The following is a 16,812-nucleotide window of genomic DNA, read 5'->3' on the forward strand; positions in this document are numbered from 1 at the left end:
GAAAGAATATGAAAATCATCATGATTGGTCATGGCATGGTTGGCCACAAATTTATCGAATCAGTACTCGAATATGTGGGTGATGATGTTGAAATTACCATCTTGGCCGAAGAACCGCGCTTGGCTTATGACCGCGTACATTTGACTGAATATTTCAGTGGTAAATCTGCAAAGGATTTAACCCTTTGTCGTGCAGATTTTGCTGATGCTTATGGCATAGATTTACGTTTGAATACCAAAGCAGTTGCAATTGATCAAGCCCATAAAACGGTGACGACGAATCATGGTGATGTTCTTCGTTTTGACAAACTAATCTTGGCAACAGGTTCATATGCTTTTGTTCCGCCTATTTCGGGTAATGACCGTGAAAACTGCTTTGTCTACCGAACCATTGAAGACTTAGATGCGATTCGTGCTGCAAGTCTTAATGCGAAATCAGGTGTGGTAATTGGTGGCGGTTTACTGGGCCTAGAAGCTGCTAAGGCGCTACGTGATTTGAACTTGGAAACACATGTGGTTGAGTTTGCACCGCGTCTCATGGCGGTTCAAATTGATGACTTGGGCGGAAAGGTTCTACGTGCAAAAATTGAAAACTTAGGCGTAAAAGTTCATACCCAAAAAGCAACTTCATCGATTGAGGAAGGTGCTACGACGAAGCATGTGATGAAATTTGGTGATGGTTCTGAGCTTGAAACAGACATCATTTTGTTCTCAGCGGGTATTCGCCCACGTGATGAGTTGGCGCGTCAAAGTGGTTTAGCGCTTGGGGAGCGCGGCGGGATCATGATTAATGATTATTGCCAAACGTCAAATCCAGATATTTACGCCATTGGTGAATGTGCACTGTGGCAAAACAAAATTTATGGTCTGGTGGCCCCGGGCTATGACATGGCACGTATTGCAGCAAAACATGTCACTGAACAAGCTTGTACTGAATTTGCGGGTGCAGACATGAGCACCAAGTTGAAACTGATGGGCGTTGATGTTGCTTCCGTCGGTGATGCACATGCGATGACACCGAATGCACTCAGTTATTTCTATGCCGACGAAGATACACAAGTTTATAAAAAAATCGTGGTGAACGGCGAAAAAACCAAGTTACTTGGCGCGGTTTTAGTGGGCTGTGCAAAAGAGTACAACGACTTACTACAAATGATGCTGAATGGATTAGTGCTTCCAGAAAATCCTGAAAGTTTAATCATGCCGGGTTATGCACAATCCTCAAGTAAATCTGGCGGCAGTGGAGTTGATTTATTGCCAGACAGTGCAACCATTTGCTCATGTAATAACGTTTCTAAAGCCGATATTTGCAGTGCAATTGCCGAGGGCTCAACGTCTCTAGGGGCCCTAAAAAAATGTACCAAAGCAGCTACAGCCTGTGGGGGGTGTGCGCCACTGGTCACTCAAGTGCTGAAGTCTGAATTACAACGCCAAGGCGTGACAGTGAATAACCATATTTGTGAGCACTTTGCTTACTCACGTCAAGAGCTGTATCACTTGGTGCGGGTCAATGAAATCAAAACTTTTGATGATCTGATTCAACAACATGGTCATGGTTTGGGCTGCGATATTTGTAAGCCAACAGTAGCCAATATTTTAGCGTCGTGTTGGAATGACTTTGTTCTAAAACCAAGCCATGCAGGTCTACAAGACAGTAACGACTACTACCTAGGAAATATTCAAAAAGATGGTTCTTATTCTGTAGTTCCACGGATGGCAGGCGGTGAAGTTACGCCTGATGGCTTAATTGCTGTGGGGCAAATTGCTAAAGAATATGGCTTATATACCAAACTCACTGGTGGGCAACGTGTCGATATGTTTGGCGCGCAAATTCACCAACTTCCTGAAATTTGGGAAAAGCTCATCGCGGCGGGCTTTGAGTCAGGTCATGCGTATGGGAAATCGCTGCGTACAGTGAAGTCTTGCGTCGGCAGTACGTGGTGTCGTTACGGTGTGGATGACTCGGTTGGTTTAGCCATTTTCCTAGAGAACCGCTACAAAGGACTACGCTCACCGCACAAATTAAAAATGGCTGTTTCAGGCTGTACTCGTGAATGTGCCGAAGCGCAAAGTAAAGATGTCGGGGTAATTGCCACTGAAAAAGGCTGGAACCTGTATGTCTGCGGTAATGGAGGAATGAAGCCTCGCCATGCCGAGTTATTGGCTTCAGATCTCGATACCCAAACTTTAATTAAATACATCGACCGATTCTTTATGTTCTATGTGCAAACCGCAGACCGTTTACAACGAACTTCGGTATGGCGCGACAACATGGAAGGTGGTTTAGATTATCTCAAAGATGTGGTTGTACATGATTCTTTAGGCATAGCTGCTGAACTCGAACGTCGTATGAACCATGTGGTAGGGACTTATCAAGATGAATGGCGTACGGCTGTTGAAGACCCAGAAGTACGTAAACGCTTCGTGACTTTCATCAATGCCAAAACTGAACAACAACAAGATCCGCATATTCAGTTTGCAGAAGTTCGTGGCCAGATTCGTCCTAAAACTGAGGCTGAACGAGATCGTAGCCGTATTCCAGTGGTTGAAGCTTAACAAATTAGGGTATTCAAACTTCTTTCTTCAGCACTCTCTCAAAAGCAAAAATTAGAGGGAATAAATGAATGAAAAAGTTTAAAAAGGATCAAGATGATGACAATTTTAAAAGAAATGACTGAGCTAGATTGGGTTGATGTCTGTGCGCTAGATGATGTAACGCCAAACACTGGCGTAGGTGCACTTATTGAACATCAGCAAATTGCTATTTTTCGTGTCGGTGCTGAAAAGCGGGTATATGCCTTGAGCAATCAAGATCCATTTAGCCAAGCTTTTGTAATGTCGCGCGGCATTATTGGGGACTTGCAAGGTGAACGTGTGGTGGCGTCCCCGATTTATAAACAGCATTTTAGTTTGGCGACGGGACGTTGCTTGGAAGATAAAGATCAAAAACTATTGGTTTTTCCAAGCAAAATTGAAAATGGCCGAGTGTGGATTAGTCCGACACCACAAAAAACCTATATCACCAACACAGGTGCATCTCAGGAAAAAATGAAGTTGGTGCTGGTTGGCAATGGCCTAGCGGGGATGCGTTGTTTGGAAGATTTACTCGACATGGCACCAGACCGTTATGAAGTGACGGTGATTGGTGAAGAGCCTTGGGGGAACTACAACCGTATTATGTTATCGCCAGTGTTGTCAGGGGATAAAACCATTGACGACATCATGTTACATCCACATGCATGGTATAGCGACAAAGGGATTCGTTTCATTGCGGGGGATCCTGCGGTACGTATAGACCGTCCTCGTAAGCAGGTCTATACCGAAAAAGGAGAAGTGGTTGATTATGATCGTTTAATTTTAGCGACAGGTTCGAAACCGTTCATTCCTCCAATTGCTGGAGCAGATTTGAAAGGTGTCATTAGTTTCCGAGATATCTATGATATCAACACCATGCTGGATTACTGCAAGACCAAGAAAAATGCCGTGGTAATCGGTGGTGGGCTGTTGGGACTTGAAGCTGCATATGGTCTCAAACAACGCGGGATGAATGTCACGGTTTTACATCTGATGGATCGCATTATGGAGCGCCAATTAGACAGTAAAGCCAGCCAAATGCTACGCCATAGTATTGAACAAAAGGGTATCTCCATTATAACTGAGGCCAATACTGAAGCATTGGTGGGTGTGGATGGTCATGTCACTCAAATTCGCTTGAAAGACGGTACAGTCTTAGAGGCGGATCTTGTGGTATTTGCAGTTGGTATTCGTCCGAACATGGCACTTGCACAAAGTGCAGGACTACGCTGTAACCGTGGTGTGTTGGTGAATGACACCATGCAGACTTTTGACCCAAGTATTTACGCCGTAGGCGAGTGTATTGAACATCGTAGCCAGACTTTTGGCTTGGTTGAGCCACTTTGGGGGCAGGCGTTCATTTGTGCCTCACATTTGGCGGAGCATGGCAGCTTAACGTTCAAAGCACCAACTGTTCCAACACAGTTAAAGGTAAGTGGCTGTGATGTGTTCTCAGCGGGTAATTTTGAACCGAAGGATGACTTTGAAGACATCATTTTAAATGATGAAAAACGTCAGATTTATAAACGCATTATTATTCAAAAGGATAAGGTCGTTGGTGCGGTGTTGTTTGGGGATACCGAAGATGGTGTTTGGTATGCAGAACTTATTTCGGATCAAACCCCAATTTCTTCAATTCGAAATAAATTGTTATTTGGTAAAGATTTTGCATTAAAAAAAGCAGGGTAAAACCTCCTCTTGAAAGGAGGGGGATAGATTTTCTAATAGTTAATTTGATACGTGGAAACGTCATTCACAACTTGTTTGAGGTAGGGCTACTTATGAAAATCAATGTTTCTGCGAATAAGTTGGGATGAAAGTGGTATGGAACGAGTTTTGTGAATGACAATGGTTTGCCTACTTTTCCCAAAAGAAAAGTAGGTCGAACCGAAGGTTAATCCTAAATCTAAACACAAAAGAAAAGACGCCGTTGTGAGTGATTCAAAATAAATGAAAGGCAAATAGGAGCGAAGCAGAAATGAATAGTATCCCTGTAATGGAACTGCATAGCTCCACAGAAAAAATGATAACAACCACACAAACCACTTGCCCATATTGTGGGGTGGGATGTGGGGTAACAGCAACTGTTGAAGAAACGGCTTTAGGGCAAAAAGTCTCTGTGGTGGGTGATGCTCAACATCCATCTAATTATGGAAAGTTGTGCATTAAAGGCAGTAATTTAGCCGATACGGTAGGTTTAGAAACGCGCGTCTTACATCCCATGTTAGGGCGTAAACCGCAACGTGAGGTAAGTTCATGGGATGCCGCAACAGATTTAATCGCCAACAAATTTCAACATTATATCGATCAATATGGGCCTGAAAGTATTGCTTTTTATGTTTCAGGTCAACTGCTGACCGAAGACTATTATGTGGTCAATAAATTTGTTAAAGGCTACTTAGGTACGGCCAATATCGACACCAATTCACGGTTGTGTATGTCTTCAGCCGTTGCTGCGCATAAACGCGCTTTTGGGGAAGATTTAGTCCCAGCCAGTTATAGTGATTTTGAACATACCGATATGGTGGTTTTGGTGGGTTCAAATACCGCATGGTGTCATCCAGTATTGTACCAACGCATCATGAAAGCCAAAGAGGAGCGAGATCTTTTTGTCGTCGTGATTGACCCGCGTTTTACTGCCACTTGTGAGGCGGCTGATTTACACTTACCGATTTTACCGGGTCAAGATGTCGCACTGTTCAATGGTCTATTACAGTATTTAGCAACCAATCATTATACCGATACCGATTTTATTGCAAAGCATACTCAAGGGCTAGAGCAAGCGCTGGCAAGCAGCGCATCTGAAGCATCAATAGCGAGTGTGAGCGAACGGACGGGGATTTCTGTTGAAAAATTAGCACTCTTTTTTGAAAAATTTGCTCAAACAGAAAAAGTGATGAGCTTATTTTCAATGGGTGTGAATCAGTCTTCACGTGGGGTAGACAAAGCCAATAGCATTACCAACTGTCATTTGTTAACTGGCAAAATTGGGAAATTGGGCGCAGCGCCTTTTTCCATGACGGGCCAACCGAATGCAATGGGCGGGCGTGAAGTGGGTGGCCTTGCCAATATGTTGGCTGCCCATATGGATTTGGATAATCCCAAGCATCAGCAACTCGTACAGCAGTTTTGGCACAGTCCAACCATTGCAAAGCAAGTGGGTTTAAAGGCTGTCGACCTTTTTGAAGCTGTCGAAGCTAGAAAAATTAAAGCCATTTGGATTATGGCGACCAATCCTGTGGTGAGTTTGCCCAATGCCGATCAGGTGAAACGTGCACTAGATAAATGTGAGTTTGTGGTGGTGTCAGACATTTGTCTAGATACAGATACCACTCAATATGCCGATGTGTTACTGCCTGCATTGGGTTGGGGTGAAAAAGATGGCACAGTCACCAATTCAGAACGCCGTATTTCCAGACAGCGTGCCTTTTTAGACATTCCAGAACAAGCACAAGCGGATTGGTGGTCAGTTTCACAAGTTGCGAAAAAATTAGGATTTCAGGGTTTTGACTTTGAAAGTAGTCATGACATTTTCAAAGAACATGCCCAGCTTTCAGCTTATCAAAATGCAGAAATCGATTTACGTTCATCGACTGAAACATTCCGCTATTTCAATTTGGCAGGTCTAACGGATCTTTCACTTGACGACTACCAAGAACTTGAACCGACGCAATGGCCTGTGCTCGCACCTTTGAAAAATGGCCAAACCACACCAAACATTTTTGCCCAATTATTTAAAGATGGTCAGTTTAGTCACGCAGATGGTAAAGCTAAGTTTATTGCAACAATGGCGGTTGGCGCAGTGAATCCAACCAGCAGTGATTATCCATTGGTACTGAATACGGGACGCATCCGAGATCAATGGCATACCATGACGCGTACAGGTTTATCAGCCAATTTAAGTACACATAAAGCAGAACCTTATTGTGAAATTCACCCAAATGATGCACTGAAATATGGTTTGAAAGATGGGGAACTGGTAGAGATCAAATCGGCTTGGGGAAATTGCGTACTGCGTGCCACGGTCAGTGACAATATCCGCCGTGGACAGATTTTTGCACCGATTCACTGGAGTGATCAATTCGCATCTGATGCACGGATTGGCAAAGTGGTGAATCCTGTGGTGGATGCGATTTCAGGAGAACCTGAGTTCAAACATACCCCTGTGATGATTCATCCGTTTTATACGCAATGGCAGGGCGTATTTTATGTCAGAACGGGCTTTGAACATTTGGTACAACAAAGTATTGAACAAAGCATTTGGTGGACCAAAATCAAAACGTCCAAAGCTATTCGTTATGAGCTGGCAGATCGCCGACGTTTTACGGAAACCACGGAACAACTCAAAGCTTTATTGCCTTTTGATGATGAAAGTTTTGAATGGCTCAATGTAGAAGATCAAACGGCCCATATCAGTCATAGTGTGGTGTTACAAGATGGACACCTTATTGCAAGTCTGTATATTGCGCCTAAAGCCTTATTGCCAGATCGAGACTGGGTGGCAAGTCTGTTTAAGCGCGAACGCTTAAGCGCGATGCATCGGAAAGCTTTATTGGCAGGGCAAGCCATGTCAATGACTAATAGCGATGGCCCACTGGTCTGTAGCTGTTTTAAAGTTGGGAAAAATCGTATTATCGATGTCATTAAAGAAAAAAATATCACCCATGAAAAACAAGTCACTGCATGCTTAAAGGCAGGAGGCAATTGCGGTTCCTGCTTACCTGAAATTCGAGGTCTGATCAAAGCTTGTCAAACGGAGGATGTAGAATGAAAAGAAAAATATTCAAACCCGTGAGCTACCCAGAAACTGAAGTTGTCATTTTGGCGGGCGGTCAGGCGCGTCGTATGAATGGCATTAATAAGCTCTTGCAAAAATTTGATGATGAAATTCAACTCATCAAAATTCATCAGCAGCTAAAATCACGAGCAACCAAGGTATGGGTCAACAGCCATCGGGATCATTCCATTTATGAGCGGTTGATTCCGTCGATTGGTTTTTTTGAAGATGAGGCAACAGGCTTTCAAGGGCCCTTGATGGGGATGAAAAGTGCATGGACACATGTGCAATCAGACTATGTGCTGTTCGTACCCTGTGATGTGACTTTTATTCCGAAAAAAGTGTTTTCACGGCTACATCAGGCGATGCAACAAGATCCGAACTGTGGTGTCGTTATTGTAGAAATCAATGACCGTGCACTGTATCCATTTTGTTTGTTGAAACGGAGCAGTCTACCGACATTGATTCAGCACCTTGAACAAAATCAGCGCAGCTTAAGGCAGTGTTTTGCAGATTTGCACCCACAAGTGGCACGATTTAAAAATCATGCACTGTTTTTTCACAGTATTAACTCTTTGGATGAGTTACAACAGCATCGGCAACTCAATTTTTTATAAATATCTCAGATACGGAGAATGGGAGTGTGTGTTGAGAGCAAAAGATGTTGCCATAAACCGATTTGACTGTTTAAATAAAAATCTATAAAAGAACCAAATAAGTATTCATGTTGATATTAAATTTATTATAAAACAAAAATTTAGAATATATTTATGGGAGTCGTTATTTTATTTGGATTATAAACGTATGTAGCAGTGATCACTCATTACGGCGGTGAACTGAAAATACTCAAAATTTAGAAAGTGCACAAAGTTGGAACAGTTATTGCAATTTATACTTTAGAAAATAGGGCGTGAAATATGAACTGCACCGACACCGCTCAAAGGACGCATAGGCAAGACAGATGAACAGCATGACCCATGTATCCGCAGTTAGAGTATTCCAAGATCAGTTTGGACGTGAAAAGCGCAAATTACGAATCTCTGTGACGGATCGTTGTAATTTTAAATGCGTCTATTGCATGCCCGAACATCCCGAATGGATGAAAAAGCACGACTTGCTCAGCTTTGAAGAACTCTACCATTTTTGCAAATTTATGGTGCAGCATGGCATTGAGCAAATTCGTATCACGGGGGGTGAACCGTTGATGCGCCAAGGTGTGGTACATTTTATCGAACAGTTACAAAGCCTAAAAAAACAGGGGCTGAAGCGTATTTCCATTACCACCAATGGTCATTATTTAAAACAATATGCCGCCGCTTTAAAGCAAGCAGGGCTGGATGATTTAAATATTAGTCTAGACAGTCTAGATGCCGAGCAATTTCAACACCTCACCAAAAAACAACTACATACAGTGCTGGAAGGTATTCAGGCCGCACAACAGGTTGGTTTTAACATCAAAATCAATACCGTGCTGATGAAAGGCATCAATGATGATCAAATTGTCCCTTTGGTGCAGTGGGCAAAGCAGCAAAAGGTAGAACTGCGTTTTATTGAGTTTATGCCTTTGGATGGCGATCAAAATTGGTCGCAAGCCGATGTCGTCACTGAACAAGAGATTTTGTCCCAACTCAGCTCGCAATTTACGGTGCAAGTGCTTGAAGGACAAGGTGCCAATCCTGCACGTAGTTATCGGGTAGATGGTGAGAAGGTTGGGATTATTTCTACCATTAGCAACTCATTTTGTGGGGAGTGTGATCGACTACGGTTGAATGCGCAAGGTGAGTTTTATAATTGTCTTTTTGCCAAGCAAGGCTTAAATTTAAAGTTAGACATTCAACAACTTACCCAACTTAATCAGCACGAAGCCTTTGTTTTAGAAAGTAAACTTTCAACTTATGTTTGGCATAAAGAGCAAGGTTTTCATGCCATTCAAAAACAGCAGTTGCATCAGCCAGTGCGAAAAATCAGTATGCATATGATTGGAGGTTAGGATGACTCAGGAGTTAAATAACTTGATTAGAGTAAAGATTGAAGCTTTTGGTGCGATTGAACGCCAGTTACCCCCCAATTTAATGCTGCAATGTGAGCCTGATTCATCGGTTGCAGCGGTATTAAAGGATATCGTTGCTCAGTACCCAGATGTCCACACATTATTGGAGCGCTGTGCCTGTGCAATCGGTGAAGACATTATTGCAAGGCAGACCATTTTAAGTCGAGATTGTACTTTGGTGTTGTTGTCCCCTGTGGCAGGAGGTTGATATGGAATTAAAACAATTTCCGCGGATTCAAACAGTGGTTTTTAGTCAAAATGACTTTGATGGCATCCAACATTTTCCTGAGTGTGGTGGCATTGGCATATTCATTGGTACGGTGCGGAATCACCATCAAGGTAAAGCTGTAAAAGCGTTAAAATATACCGCTTATGCACCTGTCGCTGAAAAAATGATTCGTCAAATTGAACAAGAGATCCAATTAAAATATGGCGTGTCTTATGTTCGGGTGGTGCATCGCATTGGCGCTTTAGATATTGGTGATACTGCAATTATTGCGATGGCTTATGCCGCGCACCGCCGTGAAGCCTTCCAAGCCTGCGAGGAAGCGGTAGAACGGGTGAAACATGAAGTTCCTGTGTGGAAAGAGGAGTTTTATGTGGATGGTACCAGTCAGTATGTCGAGGGCTGTTGTATTCGAACAGATCATGAAGCGCCAAAACCTCATAGCCATGAGCATTGCGAGCATGTACATGTTCATCCCTAGTAAATGCATCATGCAATGCCAATATTTACCGGTAACCCGTTTAAGATTTGGATAATGGAAATTTGGAAATAGTTGCGTATAAATGAAAAGCGGCGAGATAATTGAAAGAAAAATCTTCTGAAAACTTTATGAAAAATAATGCTTAGGTTAAGATGATCCATTCTTATATTTGAAGTCTTTTGAATCGCTATGCAACCATTTGTTCTATATAACTCAGAGCAACGCAAAAAAGTAGAATTCGTACCTCGTGTTGAGGGGCATATTGATATGTATGTTTGCGGTATGACGGTGTATGACTACTGTCATATTGGACATGCGCGCGTGATGGTTGCATTTGACTATATTATTCGCTTCCTGCGTAGCCAAGGTTGGAGCGTTAAATATGTACGTAACATTACCGACATTGACGACAAAATCATTAAACGTGCCAATGAAAATGGCGAGTCGATTACGCAGCTGACAGACCGCTTTATTCAAGCGATGAATGAAGATGCTGAAAATCTAGGTTGTTTACATCCAGATGAAGCACCGCGTGCGACGGATTATATTGATCAAATGCAAAGCATGATTGGCAATTTGGTTGAAAAGGGTACAGCTTATCCATCTGCCAATGGTGATGTGTATTTCCAAGTGGAAAAATTCGCTAAATATGGTCGTCTTTCAGGGCGTAAATTGGAAGATATGCAAGCGGGTGCATCTGAACGTGTCGATGTTGAAGTTGAGAAAAAACATCCCTTTGACTTTGTACTTTGGAAACATGCCAAAGAAAATGAACCTGCATGGGCTTCGCCGTGGGGCAAAGGTCGTCCGGGCTGGCATATTGAATGTTCTGCGATGTCGACTTGCTGCCTAGGGAACCATTTTGACATTCATGGTGGTGGTTCAGACTTGATGTTCCCGCACCATGAAAATGAAATTGCACAGTCTGAGGCTTCAACTGGCGAGCAGTATGTCAACTATTGGATGCATGTTGGTTTCATCAACGTTGATGGCGAGAAAATGTCGAAGTCATTGGGCAATTTCTTTACCATTCGTGATGTGATGGATAAGTTCCATCCTGAAGTGATTCGCTATTTCATTGTGTCATCACACTATCGTAGCCCTGTGAACTTCTCTGATGTTGCTTTAAAAGAAGCAAAAACAGCGCTGTCACGTTTCTATCATTCATTCAAAGCTTATCAACAAGCCTATGGTGATACACAAGTCGATACCTTAGATGAAACATTGCTTGAGCGTTTCAATAGTGCCATGCGTGATGACTTCAATACCGCTGAGGCCATTGCGGTATTGTTTGAAGTAAACAAAGAATTGAACCGTGCCGTAAAAGAGCAACAAACTGAGCAAGCTGCGATTTACTACGCAACTTTACGCCACTTAACCAATATTCTAGGTTTGGTTCAGCACAATGTTGAAGAGTTCCTGAAGTCTGATATTGGGCAAGAGGCTTTGGCTTTGTCTGAAGAGCAAATTGAAGATTTGATTCAACAACGTCAAGATGCGAAAAAAGCCAAAGAATTTGCCAAAGCGGATGAAATTCGTCAGTCCTTGTTGGATCAAGGTGTGGTTTTGGAAGACACTCGTCAAGGGACAATCTGGCGCCGCGCTGATTAATTCAGCAATTGCATTATAGAGTGTTGACAGTTTGATGAAACTCTCTATAATGCACATCCATATTGCGGGAATAGCTCAGTTGGTAGAGCACAACCTTGCCAAGGTTGGGGTCGCGAGTTCGAGTCTCGTTTCCCGCTCCAAAATTTAAAAAGCCTCAAGTTCAACTTGGGGTTTTTTTATGTCTGTAATTTGAGTGTATTGAAAATAATTCATTTAAATGTGAAATTATCTCGGCGTTTCAGCCCATAATTTTGACAAAAATATGCTTAAATCATTCATCTTCATTTGTGAATAAAATTGTGTTTCTTCAACCCAATAGTACTGTAGTACCGACCGAAGCTCGAGACTATCCTGAATGGCATTTGGGACGAGAACGCTATGCACTTTGGTATATTGAAGTGGATGATCCCGTTTTGATCAGCTATTTAACAAAGCTTCGTGAGCAGTTCTCAGATTTGCTTTATCAATCAAATCAACGGCAGTTTCATATCACTTTATTTGTTGCAGGTTTTTGGGTAGAACAGGCAACACAGTCGGATGACTTTAGTCGAGTGCAACTGAATCAGCAGCTTGAACGCCTTAAAAAATTAAAGCTAGAATCTTTTCAGTTACAGATAGGTGGATTAAATAGTTTTGAAAGTGCCTTATTTTTAAAAGTGGATGATAGCGCAGGCGTATTGGATAAAATTAGAAAAACATTGCTGCAAACCTCGCAGGAAGTCGCAGCATTAAGTTATTGTCCACATATTACATTAGGTCTATACCGTGAAGCAGTGGGTAGTGATCATGTATTGGAACGTATGGCTGAAATTGAAGATATTAGGTATAGCTTAAATGTCTCAAAGCTCACGTTTGGTTTTTATCAGTCCCATGTCCTACAAGGGGCATTGTTTTCACAGACACAAATTGAGTTGGGGAATGCGCAATGCAACTGATTTTAGGTGGTGCACGTTCGGGGAAAAGTCGCTTGGCGGAGCAGATTGCCCAACAGCTGGCGCAGCCTGTGATCTATGTCGCCACAGCACAAGCCTTGGATGGGGAGATGCAAGCGCGTATTCAACACCATCAGCAACAACGACCCGAAGATTGGGGGCTGTGTGAAGAACCCATTTATCTTGCAGAGCAGTTGCTCAAATTAGATCGCCCAAACCAAACCATTTTGGTTGATTGCCTGACCTTATGGATGAGTAATTTACTGATGCATGCTGACCCAGATTTGCAAGTTCAAGAATGCCAGAAGTTGTTAGATGTTGTCGGAAATTTACAGTCCGAGCTGATTTTAGTGAGCAATGAAACAGGCTTAGGTGTGGTTCCAATGGGACAAATCAGCCGACGTTTTGTTGATGAAACAGGGCGATTGCATCAGCAGTTAGGTCAAATTGCAACAAAAGTGGTGTTCTGCGTAGCAGGATTTCCAATGATTTTAAAAGGAGAGCAAGTGTGAGTTGGTGGTTAGAAGCATGTCAAAGTCCGAGTGAGTCTGTATTGGCTCAAGCCCTAGCACGCCAGTCACAGTTGACCAAACCGACAGGCTCGTTGTCGGAGCTTGAATCGGTTGCAGTGACTTTAGCCAGTTTGCAAAACACTGTAAAACCTAAGATAGACCGCCCATGGATTACAATTTTTGCAGGTGATCATGGGGTGATGGAAGAAAATATTTCTGCCTATCCACAAGCGGTGACGCGTCAAATGTTGCAGAACTTCGCAACTGGCGGGGCGTGTATTAGTGTGATTGCCAAAGAGTATCAAGCCAAGTTACAAGTCATCGACTGTGGTTCAGTCGGTGAAGCGTATGAGTATGTCGGGGTTGAACGCCATTGTATCCGCGCGGGAACGGCTAACTTTGCTCAAACTCAAGCCATGACTGAAGCTGAATGTGAAGCAGCTTTTGCTTTGGGGCAAAAAAGTGTGGAAGATGCCATCGCTTATGGGGCAGATATCTATGTCGCGGGTGAGATGGGCATTGGAAATACCTGTTCAGCCTCAGCTGTGGCTTGTTTTTTATTGGCAGAACCCGCTGAAAAGCTCACAGGTGTTGGAACAGGTATCTGTGCAGAACAATTGATACATAAAAAACAGGTGATTGACCAAGCACTTTCACTGCATACCCAATATGTCGGGAACGATCCGTTTAAAGCCTTATGTGCAGTCGGTGGACTTGAAATTGCAGCCATGACAGCTGCGTATATTCACTGTGCGCAATTAGGTCTACCGATGGTGGTGGATGGGTTTATCAGTACTGTTTCTGCATTGCTCGCAGTACGTTTAAATCCAGACGTTCGTGCTTGGATGCTCTTTGGGCATCAGTCGGCTGAATATGGTCATGTCCGTTTGTTAGAAGAACTTAAAGCGATGCCTTTATTGAAGCTGAATCTGCGTTTAGGTGAAGGCAGTGGAGCAGGAGCTGCACTGGGGTTGATCAAGCTAGCGTGTCGCTTACACAATGAGATGGCAACATTTGCTGAAGCGGCCGTGATTGGTGAGAAAGTTTAAGGATGTTGTATTTAGATTTCCTACGCCACGGCGAAACCAGCTTAAGCCATACTCTACGGGGTAGAACGGATGATGCTTTGACTGCGAAGGGGTGGGCGCAAATGCGATCTACCATCACACAGGCTGAGCAGATTAGGCCAGCGTGGGATGTCATTTATAGCTCACCATTACAGCGCTGCCGTCTGTTTGCAGAGCAGTGGGCGGAGCAAAAACAGCTCCCTTTGTATATAGAACCGAATTTGCAAGAAATGGATTTTGGAGAATGGGAGGCTCAGCCGACCGAACGACTCTACCAACAATTTCCTAATGAATTGGCTCAATTTTGGCAAAAACCGTTAAGCTTTACACCACCTCAGGCAGAAAGCTTACTGGCATTTAAAAGTCGTGTTCTAGAGTCTGTAGAGACCTTGACCCAGCAAATGCATGTGCAAGGCTGGCAACGGGCGTTGATTATTTCCCATGGTGGCGTAATCAAATTATTAAAATGCCAAGCGCTGAAGCAAAATGCTAATGACCTTTTAAAAATGTCTGCGGAGTTGGGGCAGTTGAACCGCTTTGTATTCGATCAAGGGCAACTTCAGGTTATTCAAAGTGAGGGCGCGTAATGACACCTTTTTGGATTGCATTACAGTTTTTAACGACGTTCCCAGTTCGTTTAAGCACAACGCCAACGCCTCAGCAAAATGCGCAAGCACTGTTATTTTATCCTGTGGTGGGCTTGCTCATAGGCGGCATTCTGTATGGGATTGTCCTGTTATTGCATGCTTTGCCACTTGTGCTATTAAGCAGTGTGGTTCTGGTGCTATGGATTTGGCTGACGGGTGGTTTACATCTGGATGGTTTAGCCGACACTGCAGATGCTTGGGTCGGTGGTTTTGGCGATAAAGCGCGTACACTTGAGATCATGAAAGATCCAAGTTGTGGGCCGATAGGTGTACTCAGTCTTATCATGGTATGCATATTAAAGTGGTCTGCACTGTATGTGTTATTGCAGCAGCAGTGTTATAGCGCACTCATTTTATTTCCTGTCTTAGGACGTCTCGTACCGCTATTCTTCTTTTTAAGTACAGACTATGTGCGCGATAAAGGACTCGGCAGTCAGTTGAGCCAACATTTAGCACGACCAATTGCAATGGCACTTTTACTGCTGATGCCTTTGGTGGCTTTGTATTGGGCATGGGTTGGTGCTGTGGTGATTGCCACTTTTTATCTGGTACTGTGGTATTTGCGGTATAAATTTATACAGCGTATTGGCGGTGTGACTGGAGATACCATTGGTGCAAGTATTGAAATGATTGAATTAGCGACATTGTTTAGTTTTGTGATGGCTACTTTTTATTTCACTTAAGTTAGGGAATAAATAAGAGCCTCTCAGTGTGAAAGGTGTGCAGGTTATACGTGGTCGAAAGAAAAAATAATAAAAAGGAAACGAGCTATATGTACTTGAAACAAAGGTCTTCCAGCATAGGCAAAACACATTTGTAGATATGTTGTGAAAATCCAAAGATTTCCGCGCTAGTTGTCTACAGAGATATGATAAAATTGCGAAAATTATTTTTTATGTGCTGACGTTTCATTTCGTCACACGGTTCAGGTAAAACAACGTTGAATTCTGAAAATATGTCAAATCCCATTGATTTCCAAAAAGTTGCTTTAGAAACACTAGAGATAGAGCGTCAGGCACTCTCTGTACTTGCTCAGCAAATCGATGATCGTTTTAGCCGTGCTTGTGAAATTATCTTAAAGTGTAAAGGTCGCTTAGTCATTACTGGCATGGGTAAATCAGGGCATATTGGCCGAAAAATGGCAGCTACATTTGCCTCTACAGGTACGCCATCATTCTTTATGCACCCAGGTGAAGCGGGGCATGGTGATTTGGGGATGTTGGTTGCAGGTGATGTGCTGATTGCGATTTCAAACTCAGGCAAGAGTGATGAAATCATGATGTTGATGCCTTTGATCAAATATTTGGGCGTGCCTTTAATTACCATCAGTGGGGATGAGCGTGGGCCGATGCCACAAAATGCTGATGTGGCACTGACATTGGGTAATATCCAAGAAGCTTGTCCATTAGGTCTAGCACCAACATCGAGTACAACGGCGACTTTAGCCTTGGGTGATGCATTGGCTGTTGCACTGTTAGATGCACGTGGGTTTACTTCAGATGACTTTGCACGCTCGCATCCTGCGGGTGCTTTGGGTAAACGCTTGTTATTACATGTGAAGCATTTAATGCACACTGGAGACGAACTACCGAAAGTGTCTCCAGATACAGCAATGAACAAAGTTCTGTACGAAATCTCTAACAAACGCCTAGGTTTAACCACAATTGTGGATGACAATGATCATCTATTGGGGATTTTTACTGATGGTGACTTACGCCGTTTGATTGATAAACAGCAAGGTTTTGATGTGAACTTGGCAGTGTCTGATGTAATGATTAAGAGCCCGCTCACTATTTCACCTGAAGCGCGTGCTGTTGAAGCATTAGAGCGAATGAATGAAAAGAAAATTAACCAATTTGTCGTTGTTGATGAGAGCAATAAAGTCATTGGTGTTTTGAGTATGCATGACCTGATTCAAGCTGGGGTAAATTAAAAA

Annotated in this window: 14 protein-coding genes and 1 tRNA gene; all 15 read left to right on the plus strand. The window is 43.1% G+C overall.

Annotation, left to right across the window (positions count from 1 at the left end; genetic code table 11):
• The first annotated feature begins 8 nt into the window (after positions 1 to 8).
• The 15 genes from nirB (at position 9) to AC0KVP_RS05840 (ending at position 16,809) form a co-directional block, all read left to right on the plus strand.
• Entirely contained in the window at positions 9 to 2,555 is a 2,547-nt protein-coding gene (nirB, locus tag AC0KVP_RS05770) for a nitrite reductase large subunit NirB (RefSeq protein ID WP_183172849.1), read from the plus strand.
• 96 nt (positions 2,556 to 2,651) lie between these two features.
• Positions 2,652 to 4,262 (plus strand): nitrite reductase small subunit NirD, encoded by a 1,611-nt coding sequence (gene nirD, locus AC0KVP_RS05775; protein WP_183172928.1) that lies wholly within the window; start codon positions 2,652 to 2,654, stop codon positions 4,260 to 4,262.
• A 289-nt stretch (positions 4,263 to 4,551) separates the two neighbouring features.
• Positions 4,552 to 7,344 (plus strand): molybdopterin-dependent oxidoreductase, encoded by a 2,793-nt coding sequence (locus AC0KVP_RS05780; protein WP_473339583.1) that lies wholly within the window; start codon positions 4,552 to 4,554, stop codon positions 7,342 to 7,344.
• Positions 7,341 to 7,967, plus strand: a complete 627-nt coding sequence (mobA, locus tag AC0KVP_RS05785) for a molybdenum cofactor guanylyltransferase (RefSeq protein WP_004982162.1) — start codon at positions 7,341 to 7,343, stop codon at positions 7,965 to 7,967. The genes AC0KVP_RS05780 and mobA overlap by 4 nt, the downstream gene beginning before the upstream one ends.
• A 344-nt stretch (positions 7,968 to 8,311) precedes the next feature.
• The gene (gene moaA, locus AC0KVP_RS05790) at positions 8,312 to 9,340 is read left to right on the plus strand and encodes a GTP 3',8-cyclase MoaA (RefSeq protein ID WP_473339585.1); all 1,029 of its coding nucleotides are present in this window, start codon (positions 8,312 to 8,314) and stop codon (positions 9,338 to 9,340) included.
• A 1-nt stretch (position 9,341) separates the two neighbouring features.
• Positions 9,342 to 9,608, plus strand: a complete 267-nt coding sequence (locus AC0KVP_RS05795; RefSeq protein WP_473339586.1) for a MoaD/ThiS family protein — start codon at positions 9,342 to 9,344, stop codon at positions 9,606 to 9,608.
• A gap of 1 nt (position 9,609) precedes the next feature.
• Complete coding sequence (locus AC0KVP_RS05800) at positions 9,610 to 10,107, plus strand: molybdenum cofactor biosynthesis protein MoaE (protein WP_004982157.1); 498 nt, start codon at positions 9,610 to 9,612, stop codon at positions 10,105 to 10,107.
• Positions 10,108 to 10,296: 189 nt separating this feature from the next.
• Positions 10,297 to 11,718 (plus strand): cysteine--tRNA ligase, encoded by a 1,422-nt coding sequence (cysS, locus tag AC0KVP_RS05805; RefSeq protein WP_010327074.1) that lies wholly within the window; start codon positions 10,297 to 10,299, stop codon positions 11,716 to 11,718.
• A gap of 64 nt (positions 11,719 to 11,782) precedes the next feature.
• Positions 11,783 to 11,858 (plus strand) — tRNA-Gly (locus AC0KVP_RS05810).
• A gap of 147 nt (positions 11,859 to 12,005) precedes the next feature.
• A complete protein-coding gene (locus AC0KVP_RS05815; RefSeq protein ID WP_029575060.1) occupies positions 12,006 to 12,653 on the plus strand; it encodes a 2'-5' RNA ligase family protein in 648 nt (215 codons plus the stop codon).
• Positions 12,644 to 13,162, plus strand: a complete 519-nt coding sequence (gene cobU / locus AC0KVP_RS05820) for a bifunctional adenosylcobinamide kinase/adenosylcobinamide-phosphate guanylyltransferase (RefSeq protein ID WP_010327072.1) — start codon at positions 12,644 to 12,646, stop codon at positions 13,160 to 13,162. The genes AC0KVP_RS05815 and cobU overlap by 10 nt, the downstream gene beginning before the upstream one ends.
• On the plus strand, positions 13,159 to 14,211 hold the full coding sequence (gene cobT, locus AC0KVP_RS05825; protein ID WP_473339589.1) for a nicotinate-nucleotide--dimethylbenzimidazole phosphoribosyltransferase: 1,053 nt from the start codon (positions 13,159 to 13,161) through the stop codon (positions 14,209 to 14,211). Before cobU ends, cobT begins: the two co-directional genes overlap by 4 nt.
• A 2-nt stretch (positions 14,212 to 14,213) precedes the next feature.
• Complete coding sequence (locus AC0KVP_RS05830; RefSeq protein WP_473339591.1) at positions 14,214 to 14,816, plus strand: histidine phosphatase family protein; 603 nt, start codon at positions 14,214 to 14,216, stop codon at positions 14,814 to 14,816.
• Positions 14,816 to 15,559 (plus strand): adenosylcobinamide-GDP ribazoletransferase, encoded by a 744-nt coding sequence (locus tag AC0KVP_RS05835; RefSeq protein WP_058869902.1) that lies wholly within the window; start codon positions 14,816 to 14,818, stop codon positions 15,557 to 15,559. The genes AC0KVP_RS05830 and AC0KVP_RS05835 overlap by 1 nt, the downstream gene beginning before the upstream one ends.
• A 272-nt stretch (positions 15,560 to 15,831) precedes the next feature.
• On the plus strand, positions 15,832 to 16,809 hold the full coding sequence (locus AC0KVP_RS05840) for a KpsF/GutQ family sugar-phosphate isomerase (protein ID WP_058869901.1): 978 nt from the start codon (positions 15,832 to 15,834) through the stop codon (positions 16,807 to 16,809).
• The last annotated feature ends 3 nt before the right edge of the window (positions 16,810 to 16,812 follow it).

It is taken from the genome of Acinetobacter sp. DL27, from assembly GCF_055810995.1.